The organism is Cupriavidus sp. PET2-C1 (assembly GCF_054515855.1).
Genome location: NZ_CM137260.1, coordinates 1,930,931 through 1,950,270 on the forward strand (window position 1 = coordinate 1,930,931; position 19,340 = coordinate 1,950,270).

General features: G+C 67.4%; 12 protein-coding genes. 4 read left to right on the forward strand and 8 right to left on the reverse strand.

What is annotated here, in order from left to right; genetic code table 11:
• Positions 1-65: 65 nt before the first annotated feature.
• The 7 genes from pelG to ACX12D_RS28745 are packed head-to-tail and all read right to left on the reverse strand — an operon-like array spanning position 66 to position 13,025.
• Positions 66-1,436, reverse strand: a complete 1,371-nt coding sequence (gene pelG / locus ACX12D_RS28715; RefSeq protein ID WP_459374453.1) for an exopolysaccharide Pel transporter PelG — start codon at positions 1,434-1,436, stop codon at positions 66-68.
• A 1-nt stretch (position 1,437) separates the two neighbouring features.
• The gene (gene pelF / locus ACX12D_RS28720) at positions 1,438-3,039 is read right to left on the reverse strand and encodes a GT4 family glycosyltransferase PelF (RefSeq protein ID WP_459374454.1); all 1,602 of its coding nucleotides are present in this window, start codon (positions 3,037-3,039) and stop codon (positions 1,438-1,440) included.
• Complete coding sequence (locus tag ACX12D_RS28725; protein ID WP_459374455.1) at positions 3,036-4,022, reverse strand: tetratricopeptide repeat protein; 987 nt, start codon at positions 4,020-4,022, stop codon at positions 3,036-3,038. Before ACX12D_RS28725 ends, pelF begins: the two co-directional genes overlap by 4 nt.
• Positions 4,015-5,460 (reverse strand): PelD GGDEF domain-containing protein, encoded by a 1,446-nt coding sequence (locus ACX12D_RS28730; protein WP_459374456.1) that lies wholly within the window; start codon positions 5,458-5,460, stop codon positions 4,015-4,017. Before ACX12D_RS28730 ends, ACX12D_RS28725 begins: the two co-directional genes overlap by 8 nt.
• A gap of 13 nt (positions 5,461-5,473) precedes the next feature.
• Positions 5,474-6,031, reverse strand: a complete 558-nt coding sequence (locus ACX12D_RS28735; protein ID WP_459374457.1) for a penicillin-binding protein activator LpoB — start codon at positions 6,029-6,031, stop codon at positions 5,474-5,476.
• A 57-nt stretch (positions 6,032-6,088) separates the two neighbouring features.
• A complete protein-coding gene (locus ACX12D_RS28740) occupies positions 6,089-10,201 on the reverse strand; it encodes a tetratricopeptide repeat protein (RefSeq protein ID WP_459374458.1) in 4,113 nt (1,370 codons plus the stop codon).
• Positions 10,164-13,025 (reverse strand): bifunctional glycoside hydrolase 114/ polysaccharide deacetylase family protein, encoded by a 2,862-nt coding sequence (locus tag ACX12D_RS28745; protein WP_459374460.1) that lies wholly within the window; start codon positions 13,023-13,025, stop codon positions 10,164-10,166. Before ACX12D_RS28745 ends, ACX12D_RS28740 begins: the two co-directional genes overlap by 38 nt.
• A 941-nt stretch (positions 13,026-13,966) precedes the next feature.
• On the opposite strand from ACX12D_RS28745, the gene ACX12D_RS28750 reads away from it, so the two are divergent.
• The 3 genes from ACX12D_RS28750 (at position 13,967) to ACX12D_RS28760 (ending at position 16,624) form a co-directional block, all read left to right on the forward strand.
• The gene (locus tag ACX12D_RS28750) at positions 13,967-15,184 is read left to right on the forward strand and encodes a GGDEF domain-containing protein (protein WP_459374461.1); all 1,218 of its coding nucleotides are present in this window, start codon (positions 13,967-13,969) and stop codon (positions 15,182-15,184) included.
• Positions 15,185-15,310: 126 nt separating this feature from the next.
• Complete coding sequence (cysK, locus tag ACX12D_RS28755; RefSeq protein WP_459374462.1) at positions 15,311-16,228, forward strand: cysteine synthase A; 918 nt, start codon at positions 15,311-15,313, stop codon at positions 16,226-16,228.
• Between the two features lie 195 nt (positions 16,229-16,423).
• Positions 16,424-16,624 carry a hypothetical protein gene (locus tag ACX12D_RS28760; protein WP_441636114.1) on the forward strand — a complete coding sequence of 67 codons (201 nt, stop codon included), beginning with the start codon at positions 16,424-16,426 and terminating at the stop codon, positions 16,622-16,624.
• A 30-nt stretch (positions 16,625-16,654) separates the two neighbouring features.
• On the opposite strand, the gene ACX12D_RS28765 is transcribed toward ACX12D_RS28760, so the two are convergent.
• Complete coding sequence (locus tag ACX12D_RS28765) at positions 16,655-18,388, reverse strand: M14 family metallopeptidase (protein ID WP_459374463.1); 1,734 nt, start codon at positions 18,386-18,388, stop codon at positions 16,655-16,657.
• Between the two features lie 661 nt (positions 18,389-19,049).
• Here ACX12D_RS28765 and ACX12D_RS28770 point away from each other — a divergent pair.
• Positions 19,050-19,340 (forward strand): hypothetical protein, encoded by a 291-nt coding sequence (locus ACX12D_RS28770; RefSeq protein ID WP_459374464.1) that lies wholly within the window; start codon positions 19,050-19,052, stop codon positions 19,338-19,340.

The window sequence follows — 19,340 nt, forward strand, 5'->3', positions numbered from 1 at the left end:
GCCACGCCAAGGACGGCGCGGGAGGGTATTGCAGCGCGCCGGCGCAAAAGCCGGCGCGCACGCCTTTACTGCAGCATGTAGGTTTCGTACTCGAGGCGGTCCAGCTTGCGGTCCAGCAGGTAGATCGCCAGGGCCACCACGATCAGCAATGATACCGCGAAGCCGTAGCCATACCAGGCCGGCCCCAGTTGCAGCGTCACGGCGGTGAACGCCAGGTTGAGGATCACGAACAAGCCGCTGAGCAGCAGCACTTCACGCCGGCGGTCGAGGTAGAAGTAGATATTGAGCACCCCCAGCAGCACCACCTGCAGGCTGGCGCCGATCACGTCCACATACAGCAGCGGCAGGTAGAGCTCCGATATGCCGAGCGCCGCCAGCACAAACCGGCCCATGACAAACAGCACCAGCGCCGCAATGGCCTGCACCTTGACGATCTCGTACAGTCCCAGGCGGATCGTCTGCACCATGGTGTTGCGCATATCCTCGATATGCTCGAGCGAGCTGCCGCCGCGCACCGCGTTGTAGAAGGCGTCGTAGTACTCGACGAAGTCGGTCTCGATGCGCACCAGGAACACCGCCATGCCCGGGATGATTGCCAGGTAGGCCAGGAACACCGGGATGTCGTAGATGATCGACGCGTGCAGCGGCCCGATGACCTGCTGCCCCGTGGACGGCGAGTACCAGAACATGAACTTGTCGAGCCAGATGCCAAGGTTGTACAGCAGCCCGATCAGCATCAGGCTCGGATAGGCATAGCGCCGCTGGAAGACCTCGAACGACATGAACCGCTGGCTGGTGTAGTTGCGGTAGATCAGCACCACCATGGCGCTCAGCAAGCACAGCTGGCCGGCGACAAACCCCAGCAGCAGGCCCTCCAGGCCATAGTTGCGCAGCGCCAGCGCCGCCACCACCGTCAGCGTATAACCCAGCAGGAAGGTCCAGACGATGGCCTTGTACTGCTTCATGCCCGTGAGGAAAATCACCGCGATCCAGATATTGCTCATGACCGCGAAGCCCGCTGTCATCAGCAACCGGTACAGCACCGACTGCTCCGGGAACGCAAAGAGCGCGCAGCCAATGCCGATGGCGCCCGACAGCACCGTGACCAGCAGGGCCACCGCGTGGTAGTTGGACAGCACCAGGCCATCACGCTTCTCGAACAGGCGGTCCGAAGTAAAGCGGGTAAAGGCCAGCTGCATCGGCCCGGTCAGGATCAGGCTGACGGCAATCAGGTAGGTCACCGAGACCTGGAACTGCGTCACCAGACTGCCCGGTACCACGAACGGCAGGCTGAGCACACCGATCAGCAAGATGCCGACGATCGACAGGATCCACGGCCCGGAGCTGATGATGCCGGCATAGGCGTACGCGCCGAGCATGCCCGACAGGTTGTCCCGCCGCAGCATCTTGCGAAGTTCGAATCCAATCCCCGCCATCTCAGCGACCTCCCTTCATGGGGCAGCCCGCGGCCTGCGCCGCCCTGGCGGGAGATCCGCCTGGGGACGATTCCACCCGAGGCTGCGCCATCAGGCGCGTGTAGAGATCACGGTAGCTACCCACCATCATCTCCTGCGTGTAATACCGCTCCACGCGCCGGATGCCCGCCTGCTGCGCGGCATGCCATGCATCGGGCGAACCCAGCAGGCCGATCGCCTTCTCGGCCAGCGCGGCCGGGTCGGCAATGCGCACCACGTCGCCCGCCGCGCCCAGCGCCGCATCCTCGCCGGGCAGGCCGAAGATCAGTTGCCGGCACGAGCCGACATCGGTGGTCACGCACGGCACGCCGGCGGCAAAGCCTTCCAGCACCACCAGCGGCAATGCCTCGCTGATGGAGCTGAGCACCAGCACGCCCACCTTGGGCAGCAGTTCATCGATGCGCTGGAAGCCCAGGAACTTCACCTTGTCGGCGAGGCCCAGGCTTTCGGCCAGGCTGCGGCATTCCCGCGCGTATTCCGGATCTTCGTCCTCCGGGCCGGCGATCCAGCCTTGGGCATCGGGGTATTGCCGCACCACGGTCAGCATGGCGCGGATAAAGGTCTTGATATCCTTGATCGGCACCACGCGGCCGATCAGGCACAGCACCGGCGGCACGCCGGGTGCGCGCAGCGCGCGCAGCGCGGCCAGCCGCGGCAGGTTGATGCCGTTGGGAATATTGCGGGTCCGCTCGGCGCGGGCACCGTCCGTAACCTGGCGCAGGCGGTTGCCTTCGTAGAGCGCGACGATGGTGTCGCCGGCGTCATAGCAGACGCGGCCCAGCGTTTCAAAGAAGCGCACCCACAGCTCGCGGAAATAGCTGATCTGCGAGATGTCGCGCTCGAACACGTTGCGGTTGTCGCGGATCCACTGGCTCTGGAACAGGTCGATCTTGCGTTCCTTGGTATAGATGCCATGCTCGGACACCAGCAAGGGGCGTCCCGTGCGGTAGTGCAGCATGGCGCCGAGGAAGCCGGCATAGCCGGTGGACACCGTGTGGTAGACCTGGGCCGGGATCAGCCCCTCGGCAATGCGCGCGAGCTGCCACAGGGGCTTGTGCATGATGCGCACGGTCCAGAAGTAATCGGTGAAGGACGGGTCCGTGCAGTACTGGCGGTACTGCTCGGTGATGGTCCGCCACGCGTTGCGGCTGTAGAGGAACGCGTCTTCCGACAAGCTGCCGCCATCGGTCAGCTCGGGCATCAGCTCGCGGATCAGCTCGCCGGCTTCCTGCTCGCGGCCAGGCTGGCGCAGCACCTCGTGCAACTGCGCCGAGGCGGCGAAGGTGACGGGGTCGCCGTCGCTGCCATGCACCAACGGAGGCGGCGGGAAATCGTAGAGAAAATGCGTTTCCAGGTGCACGACGTTGTCGGGCAGCGCGTAGACCATGTCGCCGTAATCTTCGCGGCGGCTGCCGATGAAGACGATGGCGAAGCGGACCTCCGGAAACGCCCGGATCATCTGGTTGACCCAGCTCGACACCCCGCCGCTCACATACGGAAAGGTGCCCTCCAGCAGCAGGGCCACATCGGCCGAGTCGGCGCGGGGCAAAGGGGTATCGCTCATGATTGCCAGTAACGCAGCAGGGGCCGTACCAGTGGCAGCGGCGATGGGCTGTCGAATGACAGCAGGATGGTGCGCACGGCGGCGTAGTCGCGCTCCAGATAGGCGGCTTCGGCCAGCAGCGGCAGCGTGCGCTCGCGCGCAAAGCCAAGCGCCTCGGCCTGCTCCAGCCACCCGCGCGCTTGCGCGGGCTCGTCGCGGGTCAGGGCCAGGCGGCCACGCATGTACCACAAGCCGGCCTGGTCGGCGTCGACCTCCAGCGCGGCGCGCGCGTGGCGCTCCACCTGGTCCGCGGTGTAGCGATAGACGTCGCCTTGCACCAGGTTCTGGTAGATCAGTTCCCAGTACAGGTCGGCCAGGCGCTTGTGGATCTCGCCACGCTCCCGATCGTCCTGCGCAGCTTCCAGGCGCGGCAGCTCGAGAAGGATCTTCTGCGTCAGTTGCTTCTCCGCGCCGTCCAGCATGCCGTAGGCCAGCAGGCGCACGTCGTCGGCGCTGTCGGCCAGCAGGTCGCGCAGCACCGGGCTGGAAGTGCGCGCCGGCATCGACTGCATGGCCACCAGCGCGGTCATGCGCTCGGGCAACGGCGCGCGCGTGTTGCCCAACTGGGCGCGCAGGCGCGCGCCGCCGCCGTGGGTCACGCGCGAGATCAGGTGGGTGACGAACACCGGCAGCCCGACCAGGCCAATGCCGGCCGTGGGACGGCGCCCCGGGAAGAGGCGCGCGATCAGCAGGCTGCCGACGCAGACCATGCCGCCGGCCAGCGGCACCAGGAAGCAGAATGCGAACAGGTAGCCATAGCTCCACGCGAACGGCACGCGAAAGCGCCGGGGCAGCAGGCGCCACAGCACCATCGCGATCATCGCCGCGGCGAGCCCCTGCATCATCAGGAAGGTCAGCAGCAACGCGGTGCTGTTGCCGGCCCGAGCCAGCAGCGCCAGGGCGGCGATTTGCGCGGCGATGCCGCCGATGCCTAGCTTACCCACGGCCAGCCTCGCCTAGTGCCACCGGCACCGGCACTGGGGCCGGCTGGACATCCACATGGCAGCGATGCAGCAGGCGGATCAACGGCTCCACCGGCGCGTTGGCAGGCACGGCCAGCGTATGCACGCCAATGCGCGCCGCTTCGAAATCGGTGCCGAACTGGGCCCGCAGCATGTCTTCGATACGCACCAGGTAGGCCGAGGCCGCCTCATTGCCCGACAGCGGCATCAAGGTAAGCAGGGCACGCTGGTGCGCGCTGGTCAGCGGCCAGGCCACGTCGAGCGCGCGGCGGCTACGGATGACCTGGTCGAACAGCGCATCGCGCGATTCGTCGAGATCGAACACCAGCGCCACGATCGTGCTGTCGATGCCGCTGTCGCGGCGCAGGCGGGACAGGCGGGCGTAGTCCAGGGCGAATTCGTAAGGGCAGCCGGGAATCGCGGCCGCGATGGCGCGCGTGGACACGGCGTGCTCGACGCCATCGGCGTAGTAGCCCATCAGCACCATCAGCAACTGGAGGTTCTCGTAGCTGAGCGACAGGAACGGCATGCGCTCGACCACCAGCAGGCCCACCAGCTTGTCGGCCCCGGACAGCACCGGCGCCACCGCCACGTAGCGGGTCTGCGGATGGTCCGGCGACTGGCGCGACAATCCGTCGGCCTGCAGGTGCGCCAGCTGGCCCGTCTCCAGGCAGTGGCGCACCAGCACATCGTCCGGATCGAACGCGAATGCCGGGCCGATCTGCGCCGACGCCGTGACGGATACCGTCTCGCCATCGACAGCATAGAGCGCTGCCGCTTCGAGCTGGCACGCCTGCGCCACCACTTGCAGCATGGGGCGCGCGCCCACCAGCACGCCACCCGGGACGGCGTCTTCCAGCGTCACCGCCCGCATTTGCGACAGCGTGTCGCGCAGCGTGGTGGGCTTGGCCAGCAGGTCGTTCTCCAGCCGCGCATGGGACACGCGCAGCAGGTAGTGGTTCTTGGTCAGGGCCGCAAGGCGCTCTTCCAGGTAGCGGTTGACGGCGCGCGCGCGCGCCAGCCTCGTGCCCCAGACATCGCCGAACTGCCCGGCAACCAGCACCATGAGCAGCCCGCCCAGGAAGAACAGGCGCGGGAATTCACCCGGCTGCGCACCGATCTGGTGGAAGAAAAACCAGCCGCCCAGCATCATCAGCACGCTGCCCACGCCAATCAGCGTGCCGTAGCGCAGCGCCAGGATGACCGGCAGCAGCCATGCCCAGGGAAAGCCCAGGCCCAGCAGCAGGGGGTTGTTGGGCAGGAGCAGGTATCCCAGTCCCATCGCCAGCGCCATCGTCACCACCAGCTCGACCACAGAGACCGGTCCGCTCGTGGCGGGCGCAAGCAACCGCAAATAGCGGCCGCCCGCGCCAATGCCCTGTCCTTCCCGCATCTTGTCGGCTGTCTTGGCCACGATCATGCTCTCCCGCGGTTCAACCCTGGCGCAGCGGCGCCAGCAGGCGGCGCAGCAACTTTTGCGCGGTACCGGACAGCGACGCACGGCTCCAGCCGCTGTCGCTGCCGGTGGCGGACCAAACCACTTCGCCGGTGCTCACGTCCAGCAGCTGCAGGGAGATGCCCACGGCCGGTTCGCCATCCACGCCCACCTTGTAGCGCCATTCCTGCACCGCACCGGTAAGGGCATAGCGCATTTTCTGGGTACGTGCCCACTCAAGCGCCTTGCCCACCGACTCGCGCTCCGCCGGCTCGAACAGCGTTTCCGGGTTCAGGTTGGCCGGATAGCGCTTGACGTTGGCAATGCCGCCGGTCTTCAGCAGGCTTTCCGCGATGGCCTCGGCGCGCAAACCCGCCTGCGGCGTCTCCGTGTAGTTGACGATGGGCAAGACCGCCAGCGATTCGCCGGCGGGCAGCGCGGGTGCGCGGCCCACATCGATCACCGCGCATCCGGCCAGCCAAAGGGCCGCGCCCAGCGCACCGCACCAGCCCAGCAGCCGTGCCGCGCGGTACTGCTTCGTGCTAGTTGTTTCCATGACTCTCTCCCCTTCTCGATTGCATACAGTGAACCGGCACTGGCGTGCCCGCCCGAATTAAAATAGCCACTTGTAGCGAGCCCCCACCTGGGTCAGCGGCGTGCCGCCATTGCGCGCCGCGGTTTCGTGCTGCACATACATGGACAGGTGATCGTTGCCCAGCACCTTGCCGGCCAGGCCCAGTTGCGCCCGGAAGTTCTGCCCGGCCCGGGTATCGTGGAGCAGGCCGATTTCGGCAAAAGGACGCCACTTGCGCGTGTAGTCGTCGATCAGCTCGGTACCGAATCCGAACGTCACGCCAGCCTGCGTGAAGCCTTGCGGCATGTAGAACCCGGGCGTCGCTTGGGCGTCGGTGGGCACCAGCGTCGCCAGCTTGCTGCCGAGCGTGCCGCCGCGCACGTTGTAGCTCGCGTGGGTACCGACCAGCCGCACAGTGTAGTCCGGGTAGGCGGTACGGATGCGGTAACCCAGCTCCAGGTCGTACACCAGCCCGTGGCCCAGTTGCGAGCCGTCCTGGCCGCGGAAGCGGTCGTACTCGATACGCCCGCCCACGAATTCGCGCCGGCCGAAGTTGTAGGTCGCGCCCAGCCCGAGCACGTCCTTGACGCCGCCGACCCGCAGCGGCGCCGATTCGTCGGCGCTCTGGTTGAGGCCGGCCAGCGTGGTAACGCTCAGCCGGCTGCTCTCGCGCCACTCGCCGGTAAAGCGCGCGGTGGTCACGCTGTCCAGGCCGTCGCGCCGTCCCACGCCGAGCCGCCAGCGCAGGTGCTGGTCGCGGTAGCCAAGCGACAGCTCGCCACGCCTGTCGGACGAAGGCACCCCGGTCAGCTGGGCCGGGTCCAGGCTGCGCTGGGTGCGCCAGGCGCCGAGCAGGTTGAGGTCATAGCCGTCCCAGAGACGCACGCCGCCGCCCAGGCTGTAGTCGAAAAAACTCAGCGGATTCTGGCGCTGGTACGTCACGCGCGGCTCGATGGCCTGCGCATTGAACAGCAGCGTGTCTTGCAGGGTCTCCTGCAGCGCGTCGCTGGTACGCGTGAGATCCTGGGTCTCGTAGGCCAGAGTTTGCGCGGCGCCGAGCCGGTCGAGCTGCACGTTGGCCTCGATCTGGCTGTCCGCCGGAATGCGGCCGGCATGGCGTTCCAGCATGCGATCGAGTTCGGCCAGGTCCTGGTTGGCCAGCGCCAGCGTGATCTCGGCATAGGCCGGACGCAGCAGCTGGCGCGCATATTGGCGAGCCAGCCAGGCGCGCGCCAGTTCATTGGATTCGGTCGACAGCGCCCAGGCCAGTGCCACTTCCTTGGCGGCGGACGAGACCACGGCCTGCTGGCGCGCTTCGCGCTGCGCCATGCCGGCCGGTACCTCGGCATCGAGCGGCGGCAAGCCGGGTATCTCGCCCAGACGCGAAGGCGGATCGGCCGGGCCTCTCCGGTTGGCGCCGTTGCTGCCCGCCATCACGGCACGGTCGCCGCGCAGCATTTCGATCACCAGGCGCCGCGATACATCGCCCGACGCAAAAATCTGGCCAAGCGCCACGGTCTGGCGGCGCAGATCGGCAGGCGCGGGGCCGCCCTGCGCATCGTCTTCGCCGGCTGCCGGATCCATGCTGCGGGGATCCGAGGTGCGGCGCGCGGCCGCGAAGCGATCGCTGTGCAGGTCGACCCAGGCCTGGCGGCGCAGGCGCCAGGCGGTGCTGGCCTGGCCGATGGCGTCGCAGGCATCCGCGGCAAGCCCCAGCCAGAGCGGATCGGCGCTCTTGCCGTCGGCCATCTTGCGCAGGTAATGCAGGGCGGCGCGGCCGTCCTCGAAACGCATGCTGCCGGCGGCAAAGGCACCCCACAGGTCCGGATTGTCTTCGGCCTCGCGCTTCAGGCGCAGCATCAGGGCGCGCACTTCAGTATCCGAGCCGAGATCGACCAGCGCCCACATCAGCGCGGCCAGCGTCTCGCTGTCGGCATCGGGCAGGCTGGCGGCACGGCGCAGGTCGGCCAGGGCCAGTACGCGCTCGCCGCGTACGCGCTGGTATTCGGCGCGCAGGGCCAGGAAGCGGCTGGAGTGCTCCGCCTGCTTCAACTGGTCAGCGCTCAGGCCTTGCAACAGGTTGGCCACGCGGCCGTATGCCCGCGCGCGGGTGTAGTAATTGATGGCGAGTTCCAGAGCCACGGGCTTGCCGCCCTTGCGCCAGCTGGCCTCGGCAATCCGCCCGGCATCGATGGGCGAACTGTCGTAGAAGTCGATCAGGTTCGAAAAATCCGCTTCCTCGGTATCGCGTACTTCCCCCAGGCAGGCATTGCGGCCAGAGCCGGCGGGCATGGCCATGCAATGATCGTCGTGCTTCCCGGCCATGGCCAGTATCAGCTGCCGGTAGCCCTGCTCGAGCAGGTCGCCGCGCTGGTTCAGGCGCGCCAGTTCGGTGAGGGTGCGCCAGTACTCGATGTCAGTGGAACGCGCGGTGCGCATGGACGGCACCATGGCCTGCAGCGCATCGGCCAGCTTGCCGCGCACATAGAGCAGGCTGGCCTGCTTGAGCGCGTACTGCGGACGCGGGCCAAAGCGCTGCTGCAGCTCGGTGTAGAGCGCGAGGGCGCGGTCATCCTTGCCGGCGCGCTCGGCCAGCTCCGCCTGGCGCTCCATGATCTGGCGCGCGTTGGGGCCATGGCTCAGGCTTTGCAGGAAGGCCAGGCCTTGCTCAGGCTCGCCCAGCCGTTCGTAGGCAGCGACCACCTGGTCGACGGTGGCAAGGTCGCCGCTGCCGGCACGATGGCGCAACGCGGCCAGGTAGGCGCGATCGTCGTTCAATCCGGGGGCCAGGCGCAGCACGGCCTTCCAGGCGGTTTCGTCGTTGGTGGCCTGGGCATATTCGAGCCAGCTCTTGAGCGCTACCGCAGGCTGGCGGTTCCATTCCGCGACCTGGGCCAGGCGTTCGCGCCAGCGCGCCTCGCCGGGCTGGCGCCGCACCGCGGCCTCGGCGACGCGCTGGGCGTCGTCGAGCTTGCCGGCGGCCAGGAAGACCTGGAAAGCGAGTTCGTAGTCGTCAGCATTGAAGGGCCGCTCGGCCGCGGGCGCCGCGCCGGCGCCCGCGCTATCGGCCACGCGGCGCAGGTGCGGCATCGCGGCTTCGCCCATGGCGCGGTGCAAGGCCAGGCCACGCGGACCGTCGAGGAAGACCACGCCTTGCGCGGCCCATGGCTGGGCGGCGGCCACGCGGCGCACTTCGGCGCGTCGCAGCGACGCGCCGTCCGGCATGGGCTGCATGCTCGGCGGCAGGCGCAGCAGACGCTGCACGTAGCGCGCGGCCAGCTCGGGCCGGTTGGCGGCCAGCGCCAGCCTGGTCAGGTAGCGCAGTACTTCGGCGTTATCCAGCAGCTTGCCGCCGTGTTGCTCGGCCTGGTCCAGCGCCCTGTCCAGTTCGTTGCCCGACTGCAGCGTCTTGAGCGCGGCCATGAAGAGCCGGCGCTGCTCGGCCGGATCGGCGGCGCGTGCCTGCGCGGCGAACAGCGCATCGGCCGCTTGCCGGTAGTCGCCGCCAGCCAGCGCCACCGAAGCAGCCTGCGCGTTCCACAGCTCGGCGCGCGCGGGATCGCGCTTGGCCAGCGCAAGGTAGAACTGCTGCGCCGGCTTGAGCGCATTGATCGCACGCGCGGTGGTGGCAAGCTCTTCCAGGTCGGCGCGCTCCCACTCCATCGGCAGTGCCTGGTCGAGCATTCTGCTGAGCAGTTCGATGTAGTGCTTGCGCTCCGGCGTGTCCGGCAACGCGGCAAAAGCGCGCTGCTGCGTGATCTCGATGCGGGTGCGCAGGATCTGGTTGGGCAATTCGGCGTCGGCGGCACTGCGATTGCGCACCGGCCCCTGCGTGCTGGCGGCGTAGCGTGCCTCAAGCCGGCCCACCATGTGTTCGGCTTCTTCCAGGCGGCCGGTACGCGCATATTGCTCGGCTAGCACGGCCATGAAATCGCTGTCTTCCGGCGTGGCACGCAACCAGGCTTCCAGGTAGGCCACGCTCAGGCCGTCGACTGCGCGGCCTTCGCCCAGCAGGCGCTCGCGCAAGGTCTCGCGCGGAAACATCAGCGCCAGGCCAATCCCGACCATGGCGGCGAAGGTCAGCACGAACGCTGGCGGCAACAGCCGCTCGCGCTCAGGCGGCGCAGGTGATTTCGACGCTTTGCTTGGCATTGTCGGGATTGGAAACGGGTGTGGTATCGAAACGCAGCGTGCCGCGCTCCCGCACGCCCTGCACGGGCTTGCCATCGATGGCGACCCGGCAATGATCCGCGCCTGCGAGGCGGAAGAAAGGCTTGGTGTAGCCACTGAATGCAAAGCGGATGCGCTGCGCGCCGCCCTGGCCCGTGCGCTGCCAGTCCCGCACGAAGCCGTTGGCCTCGGCGATCTCGGGGCCGCCGGGCGCGGCCGCGGCGTTGGCGGCGCGCATCACGATGCGCGAAGCCCCATCCGCCAGGTGCACGTAGACACCGCCGCCGGGCGCCTCGGAGGTGCCGGTCACGCCTTGTGAACCGGCCACGTCGGGCACGCCCGCGCCGGTCCAGCGCACGTTGCGCAGGTTGCCATCGCCGCGCACGATCCACGTGGTGGGTTGCGTGCCTTCGCCGCCAAGCTCGCGCGCCACCGCCATGCCTTGCCAGTCGATCACCTTGCGCACGTAGTCGGTGGCATGCACCGGCATCAGCGGCTGGCTCAGCACGTAGTCATAGACCTTGCGCAGTGCCTTGAGCGAGGCCGCCTTGGTGCCGGAGTAGCTGTGGTAGTAGATATTGACCGACTTGAAGCGCAATGGCCGGTCGGTCAGATCAAAGGTCTCGATCACGCGTTCGAAGCCGTAGTAAGGCCCGTGCCAGAGATTGGTGTAGACGTTCTCGTTCTGGTTGGGCGCGAACACCTGGAAGGCGTCGTCGGCCTTGTTCACGCCGATGGGGGAGATCGCGGTCCAGCTCGAATTACTCTTCGTGATGATGGTATCGCCGCCATTGAGGTTCAGCACCCCGGCGGCGTCGGCCTGCCTGATCGCCTCGGCTGGCACCTGCGTGTCACCGGGCCACAGCACCATCTTGACTGGCTTGCCGGCTGGCGCCAGCGTGCGGTTGATATAGTCGATGGAACCCGCGATCTCGCGCTGCAGGCTCACCTTGTAGCCGGGAATGGGCATGTAGTATTCGCGGGCATCGGCCTGCGCGGCCGCATCGGCCGAGTCGCTCACCACCGCGCGCGACCAGACGAAGGGGTGCGAGTACGTGTGGGAAGCGATCTCCACGTAGGACTGGGCGAAGATCTTGCGCGCGATCGGCTCGAGCTGTGGCGTCAGCTTGGGATACAAGCCACTTGCGCCGACCTCCCCTTCGATGACCGACATGGTCATCGGCAGGCGGTAGCGGTCGAAGATCTCGCGGAACAGCACTTCGCCGGAGTAGCCGCCGCCGGGAATCTCGGCGCGCGAAGCAAAACCGTCGCCGTCGATGTGGATGGTGAGCAGGCGCCGGCCGTTCTCGGTGGTCACGTCGGGCACCGGCATGGCCGGCAGGCGCAGCGCCTCGCGCAAGAAGGAGATCGGCTGCACCACCCAGCGGTCGTTGTCCTGGTCGCGAAAATCGGCCATCACCGCGTAGGGGCCCAATACGTAGCCGCCCCACGGCGTGATCGCCGCGGCGTCGTAGGTCAGCGCGCCGGCGCGCAAGCGCAGCAGCGTTCTCGATCCCTCACCCGCACGCACCGGCACGGCACGCAGACGGTCCGGCGATACCGGCACCTCGAAACCCATCATCGGATCCTGCGTCAACACCTCGACGCGCCCCTTGGCTTCGCCGGTGGCCGGCTGCAGTTGCAGCATGCTGGCAACCCGCCCTTTGACCGGCGCGCCGAAGTCGTTGAGGAAGGCGATCGGCATGCCTCGCCCGATCTGCCTCTCCACCCAGTCGTACAGGCGCGTGCCCTTGCCACTCTCAGGTCCGCTCAACCACAGCACCACACCGGCGTAGCGGTCGGCGCCGAGTTCCGGCAGCGGCTGGCCGACGTCGGCGAAGTCCACGCGATAGCCCAGGTAATTTAAGGGGGTGGACACATAGCGCACGCCCTTGGAACTGTCCAGCGAAACGCCTGGCGGACGATCCTGCACCACCAGCACCCGGCGCGGCATCACCTCAATGTTGCCGATCCCAACCGTCTGCAGACCGGGGTCAGCCACGTAAGGGATGATGTCCAGCGCGCGGATCTGCGCGGCGGTGTCGCGCGCGCACTTGCGGTCGGCGGGCGGGCAGTAATCGATCGAAATCACCGGCAGGTGGTACTGCTCGCGGATCGTCCGGACCTGCCCCAGCAGCCAGTTGCGATCAGCCTCGCTCACTTCCGTGTAGCGTTTGCCGCCTTGGTCCCAGCCGCGGTACAGCGATTCAAACGCGACCGCGTACGCCAACTGGTTGACCTGCGGCAGGATCTCGAAGCCGCGGTTGAAGATCAGCTTGGCCTCGGGATAGCGTGCCTTGATGGCGCGGATCACCGCCACCATGCCGGCCTCCTGGCGGGCGCGCTCGGCGTCCGTCTTGGCTTTGAGCTGGTAGGAGTCGAGCGTGTCGAGGAAAAAGCCGCGATAGCCGCGCTGCCACAGCGGAGCGATGACCTTTTCCACGTAGAAAGCGGGCCAGCCCTCGGCGGCCTGATCGACCACGCGAGCGCCCCAGGCGTCGTTGTTGCCGATCAGCCAGGCCTTGGGAATGTCTTTCAGGTAAGCGCGCGACGGTGCGACCTCGCCAATGCTGACGTAGGAGAACCATTGCGTATTGGGCGTGGCGGCGGTGCGCGGATCGAAGCCGCTGTCAGGCTCGACCACGGCGATATCGAACGCCTGCAGAGCGTCCACCGGCGGCTTGCTGCCATAGTGGAAGACGATGTTCGGGGCGCGAGAGCCGGTGGTGGCCAGTGCCTGCGCCTGCGCCGGGCACAGCCAGGCTGCAAACACGGCCAGCAGTGCGCCAAGCCAGGCCTTTGTCATCGGCGCGCCCCGGCTGGCTTGACGCGGGCCTGCCACGCGGCGCGTGACACCGTCCAATCGCAACAAATTCACTTGCTGACCCCTATTTTCTGCATATTTTTATAGTCCCGGAAGCGCTCGCTCGGCTTGCTGCCAACATGCTGGTCGCGCTTGACGCCGCCAGACGATGCATTCCGGGTATGGCTGATCCCATCTACTTCCACCTGCGCTGCCCGATCTCTCAGGCAGTCCCCCGCAGGCCAAACTCAAAGTGCCGATTCAAGCACTACAGGCGAGAATTCTGAGGCATGCGCTTCATCGTGCATATAAGCATTTAGGACTAGGGAATAGGCACTGGTGCAAATGCATGCGGGTGTCACAGAGGCTGGCTAGCGCCAATTCCCGGGTTTCGAACGCTGCGAAGGCGCGCTGAGACGGAAGCCGCCGGATCGGGTCGCGCCCAGGGTTTGGGTGCCCGGCAAGCGGATTGTTGTCTCGGTACTTTCTGCATTTTTGTAGTTTTCCGAATCGACAAAGTATCACAGTACGCGGCGCGAACTCGACGCCGTTGTGCTCTGAGGTGACGAAAATAGGGAATCGCGCGATAGCTAGGACCGGAATACAACGGTTCGTTGCGACCGGCGCAGCAAGCGAAGCGAATGGTAGGTCACGCGCTTTGAGCCCAATGTCAACAATTGTCACGCACGGCGAATACGGGGCACTTCCAGCGCGGCGCTGTGTAGAATTTTCTCAAACAAAAAAACATCTTCACCTCGGCAGGAATGGACCCGGACAAGCACCGGCCGGACGCCGCATTCGGGAATGCCGCAAGTCACGAGCTGGCTCACGCACGGGCTCCACGCAATACGCGATAAGCGGTACGCAATGCGCGATACGCGCGAACCCACCTTCGAAGGCAAACTCCTGCGCAGCGATGCTGCGCCGAACTCGATGGGGATCTCATGCAGTCAGATGAGGGCACTGCCGTGATGGCACTGCTTGTCCTGTTCACCGCCACGCAAATCATCCTCGCTGCCCTGATGCTGGCTTTGCGCCAGAGCGCTGTAGGCCGCGCATGGGTCGCCGGCCAGGTGCTGGCCTGCGCCGCCGGCCTGTTGGTGATCGACGCGAGCAGCGGGCCCGCATGGTTCCTGCTAGCGGCGCCCGCCCTGGGCGTGGCCGCCCAGTTGCTGATCCATCGCGGCGTATCGCTGACCGGCGACCGCCCTTCGGCACCCGTGCCGCTCACTGCCGGCGTGCTTGCCATCTCTGCTGTACTGGCCGCCGCGGCCCTGGACGACGGCAGCCGCCTGGCCGAAGCCACCGGCTACGTGGTAGCCGCCATCACCGCCTGCTTCACCCTGGCCCGCCTGCTTCAGCGCCCGCTTGCGCTGACCCGCCGCAGCCGCCCGCTGGTGCTTGCCGCGTGCGGCCTGCAACTGCTGGCGCAATGCTGCGGACTGTATGCGGTGCTGCAAGCCAGTGCCCCCGTACCAGCCCTGAGTGCCGAAGCCTTGCTCCTGCTGCGGCTGCTGCCCGCTTTTGTCGCAATCCTTGCTGGCCTGGCGGGCTTCACGCTGATGACCATGGAAGCCATGCTGGCCGAGCAGGAGAAGCAGGCACGCCTCGATGCATTGACGGGGCTGCTGAACCGCGGTGCCGTGGATGGCGCGGCGATGGTGCTGGCCGCCGAATTCAACCGCCACGGCCATGCGCTGAGCTGCCTGGTGATCGACATCGACCGTTTCAAGTACATCAACGACAGCAGCGGCCACCGCGCCGGCGACCGCATCCTGCAGCAGATCGGCCGCGTCCTGAAGGAAACGCACCGCGGCGCGGACCTCGCGGGCCGCTACGGCGGCGAGGAGTTCTGCGTGCTTTGCCCGCATACCACCGAAGCCGAGGCCCTCCTGCTGGCCAACCGCATCCTGCGCGGCATCCGCGCCATCGCATTGCCCAAGGAGCTTGGCGGGTTCGCCAGCGCCAGCGTCGGCGTTGCGCAGATCCGCGAGCGCGAGGACGGTGGGGCGGCCACCTGGGACGCGCTGTTTGGCAGCGCGGACCGCGCCTTGTATGAAGCCAAGCGGCGTGGCCGGAGCCGGGTCGTGCTCGCCTCCGAGCTGCAAGCGCTGCCGGCGCCTGAGCGCTGCCTGCCAACGCGCACCGAGGCCTGCCACTAGACGCTGGCGCGCGCCAATATGACGGCAAAATCGCATTGCCGACGCGCCGCCCGCTAAAATCCTCCAGTGCATGCTTGTCCGGACCCGTTTGCTAGTCCGGTTCGAAACCATTCCTGGATATCCTAAATGAAGGCCGACAACATCCTGCAGACCATTGGCAATACGCCCCATATCCGTGTCCAGCGGCTCTTTGGCGACACCCATCAGGTCTGGATCAAGTCCGAGCGCGCCAACCCGGGAGGCTCCATCAAGGACCGCATCGCGCTGTCGATGGTCGAGGCGGCCGAGCAATCCGGCGTGCTCAAGCCGGGCGGCACCATCATCGAGCCCACCTCGGGCAATACCGGGATCGGCCTGGCCATGGTGGCGGCGGTCAAGGGCTACAAGCTGGTGCTGGTGATGCCGGACAGCATGTCCGTGGAACGCCGCCGCCTGATGCTGGCCTATGGCGCCACCTTCGACCTGACCCCGCGCGAAAAGGGCATGAAGGGCGCCATCGCCCGCGCCGAGGAGCTGGTGGCGGCCACGCCGGGCGCCTGGATGCCGCAGCAGTTCGAGAACCCCGCCAATATCGAGGTCCACGTCAACACCACCGCGCTGGAGATCCTGGCGGACTTCCCGCAGGGCATCGATGCCCTGATCACCGGCGTGGGCACGGGCGGCCATATCACCGGCTGCGCCCGCGTGCTCAAGCAAAAGTGGCCCGCGCTGAAGGTCTATGCCGTCGAGCCGGTCACCTCGCCGGTCATTTCCGGCGGCACGCCCGCGCCCCACCCGATCCAGGGCATCGGCGCCGGCTTCATTCCCCGCAACCTGGATACCGTCCTGCTCGATGGCGTCATCCAGGTCGACGCCGAGCCGGCGCGCGAAATGGCGCGCCGCGCCGCGCGCGAGGAGGGCATGCTGGTTGGCATTTCGTCTGGCGCCACCCTGGCCGCGATCGCGCAGAAGCTGCCGGACCTGCCGGCCGGCGCCACCGTGCTGGGCTTCAACTACGACACCGGCGAGCGCTATCTCACCGTGGAAGGCTTCCTGCCCGCCTGAGGCCGCACCGCATTGCTGGATTCTCTTCAGGCGGCGAAGCTCGCCGTGAACCATACTGGAGAGTGACAGGCGCCGGCGCGAGCATGCGCGGGCGGCCGAATCCGCCGATACGGCGCGCCAGCGCCCCTGCCGCCTGGCGCGGCAGGGCTTGCCATGGCGTTGACACAAGCATTGACACAAGGACAAGGAGCTGAGATGAGCATCCCGAGTTATGAAGTTGCCCGACTGGCGTCCCTGGCGGTGCGGCTTGCGCTATCTTCCGGCCTGTCGCACGAAGAGATGCAGGCTGCGCTCAGCCTCGCGGCCACCATGATCGAGCAGGACGAAGGCGCAACGCCTGAAAGCACGACGGCGGCAGAGGTGCCGCACGCCAAGGTGACACGCACGATCCACTGATCCACTAACGACGGCGCGCCGCGCGCCCCGTCAACCCAGCAGACCTGCCCAATACAGCTCCGCCGCCGCCAGCACCGCCCGCATCTGGGTGGTGTGCGCCAGGCGAAACGCATCGCCATAAACCGTCTGGTCGGGGAATTCGGTGACCAGCGTGAACGGCACCGTTGACCGGGAATCCTCGAAGATCATGCAGGGAATGCCGTTTAGCACCGGGAACGGCACCTCGCCGGCGTGGCTGCCCCAGGTCGCCAGCTGGCGGGCATTGAACGCGGCCAGATCCGGCGAAGCCGCCAGTTGCGCGGTCAGCGCCTGCATGAACGCCATGCCATCGCGCCCGGCGTGGTGGCGCAGGATCAGGAAGAAGCCCTTGGGAATGGTCCAGGTTTCGAAGCCCGGCGGCACGTAGCCGGTGAGCGGCCGCGTCCATTCGTGGGCAGGGTAGCCGTGCAGGCTCATGTGCAACCCGGCGCCGGTGCGCTCGATGGCTTCCAGCCGGGCCGCTTTCTCCACGAAGGGCGGCGCCGTGCGTGCCTCCAGGTCGTCACCCAACGCGGTGTAACGCGCGGCATGCGACATATGGCGCGGATTGTCCTCGCGCAACCGCACATGCAAGGCTGCGCCGTCCGGGTTCTCCAAGGCGATCAGGGCAAAGTGCGCGTGCGGGCGCTGCTTGAGCGCCTGCGCCGCGCGCAGCGCCCCCACCACGCCGGACGTTTCATTGGCATGCTGGCCGCCGGAAATCACCAGCCCGGGCAGCGCGCCTTCGATGTGGGTGCCGTGGACCACGCGCCCTTGCGTGGAAAGCACGCTGAAGCGCTTGCCGCCCAGGGCATGCATCTCGACGGCGGCCTCCTCCGGCGTCAGGGGCTGCGAGAGCCCGGCGAGCGCAACCGGGGACAGAGGCGCCGCAGCCGCTTCAGCCGGCGTCGCGGCCGCAACACGTGGATGCGGCAACAATGCCACCCGCACCCGCGTGGCACCCTCCGCGTGGCGGATCTCGGGCACGATCTGGCCTGGCTGCAAGGTGCGATCGCCGCGCGGCAAGCCGGCGCGATCCTGGAAGAACTCCAGAATGGAGAAATACAGGTCCTCGTGCAGGGCCTCGCGCGTACTGATGCATTCGTCCTGGTAGGACAGCCGGCGCTCGATGCCGCCCGTGTCGATGGCGATGCGAAGCACATCGAAATAAGGTCCCTGCCGGCCCCAGGCATGGCCGCGGATCGCATCCATGGCTGCGGCGAATGCCAGTTCGTACTCGGTGGCGAGCGGGCCGTCCTCCAGCACGGCGCCGTCGCGCGACAGACGCAGCCACCCGCATGGCGCGCCAGACGCCGCGAGCGGCACGAACACGCGGTGGGCGATGCCGTCCAGTTCGACGACATAGTGGCCTTCGTCGTCGCCGTCGCTCAGGCGAAGGCTGCCTTGCGGCAGCATGCCGGCGAGCGGATAGGTTTCGAGCCGGAAGCGCTGCGACTGTCCCGCCGTTGTGGCCGCGGGCAGGCGCACGGAGATCTCGCCCGCGGCGGCGAGGCGTCCACCGTCGTGTTCCAGCGCCAACGCATCGAGGAAGAAATGCAGCAGCGGCTTGTAAGCGCTGTGGATCGCCGCCTGCACGCCAGCGGCGGCAAGCCGCTGCTCGGCCGCGCGGCGCGTGGCGAGGTCGTCGAAGACCCAGGCTTGCACACGTACGCCGGGCATCGCCGCGACGCGCTCAATCAGGGTATCCAGTGTGTGCGAAATGGAGGTATCGAGCAGGATCGTCATGGCTGGCCTTGGCGCCGTGCGCGGCGGGCTGGGTGTCGGATCCGGCATTATAGGCAGGCTCCCGATTGCCCGCGCGAACGCCTCCCGGCCGGCCGGGAAGGCGCCTTCCCGGGCGCTTGCCTCGCGCGTTCCCGTAGCGGGCCCAGGCGGCAAAGGCGGCAAGGCCTTCGCAGGCAATGCCGGGGCACGGCACATCTGCGCGTGCACATTTCCTTACAACCCGGACATACATTGACGTCACAGGATCGCTAAGCTGCCCCCCTTGAGCAAGCCTTGTCTTGCCATTCCAAGGAAAGTACGCATGAGCCGCTCCCTTTCTCACGCAACCCAGCTTCCTGCCGCACAAGCGCGGCGGCCCCGATGAAGTGGTCCACCATCGCGTTGGTACTGCTCGGCTGGCTGGGCGGATGTACCGCCATCGGATGGCTGCTGATGGCCTGCGCGGGCATGTTGTCCCAGTAAGCCACAACAGCGCGCGGGCAGGCATCTCACCGCTCTGCCACCGATTCACCGGGCTATCGGGCCCTCGGCCACACGCCATTTCGTAACGGGGTATTTCAGCGGCGCGGCCGGATCCGGCTGCGCAGCCCAATCATCACTGGCCCATTTTCCTCATTCCGCCATTTCCCCATTTTCCCCATTCCGAAGGCAAGGAGAGACCATGTACGATCACGCCGCCATGCCGCGCGAGAGCCACGGCGCCCTCACCGCAGGCGCCATGCAAGACCCGCCAGCCCCGCGCACTAGCCCCGCGCGCCGTGCTCGCGCCGCGCGGGCGAACGTTGCCTGCGCCGACGTCCTGATGTCCGATATTGGCCTGCTCAAGCTGTGCCGCCATTGCGCAGAGCACTGGCCGGCTGACGGCGAGTTCTTCGCGCGGGACACGCGCCGCCAGGACGGCCTTGAACACATCTGCAAGGCTTGCCGCAAGGAACAACGCTCGGGCCGTTGA

Bases quoted from the DNA above. Each gene is read 5' to 3' on its own strand.
- pelG (WP_459374453.1), bottom strand. From the start codon at position 1,436: ATGGCGGGGATTGGATTCGAACTTCGCAAGATGCTGCGGCGGGACAAC.
- pelF (WP_459374454.1), bottom strand. From the start codon at position 3,039: ATGAGCGATACCCCTTTGCCCCGCGCCGACTCGGCCGATGTGGCCCTG.
- ACX12D_RS28730 (WP_459374456.1), bottom strand. From the start codon at position 5,460: ATGATCGTGGCCAAGACAGCCGACAAGATGCGGGAAGGACAGGGCATT.
- ACX12D_RS28735 (WP_459374457.1), bottom strand. From the start codon at position 6,031: ATGGAAACAACTAGCACGAAGCAGTACCGCGCGGCACGGCTGCTGGGC.
- ACX12D_RS28740 (WP_459374458.1), bottom strand. From the start codon at position 10,201: ATGCCAAGCAAAGCGTCGAAATCACCTGCGCCGCCTGAGCGCGAGCGG.
- ACX12D_RS28745 (WP_459374460.1), bottom strand. From the start codon at position 13,025: ATGACAAAGGCCTGGCTTGGCGCACTGCTGGCCGTGTTTGCAGCCTGG.
- ACX12D_RS28750 (WP_459374461.1), top strand. From the start codon at position 13,967: ATGCAGTCAGATGAGGGCACTGCCGTGATGGCACTGCTTGTCCTGTTC.
- cysK (WP_459374462.1), top strand. From the start codon at position 15,311: ATGAAGGCCGACAACATCCTGCAGACCATTGGCAATACGCCCCATATC.
- ACX12D_RS28760 (WP_441636114.1), top strand. From the start codon at position 16,424: ATGAGCATCCCGAGTTATGAAGTTGCCCGACTGGCGTCCCTGGCGGTG.
- ACX12D_RS28765 (WP_459374463.1), bottom strand. From the start codon at position 18,388: ATGACGATCCTGCTCGATACCTCCATTTCGCACACACTGGATACCCTG.
- ACX12D_RS28770 (WP_459374464.1), top strand. From the start codon at position 19,050: ATGTACGATCACGCCGCCATGCCGCGCGAGAGCCACGGCGCCCTCACC.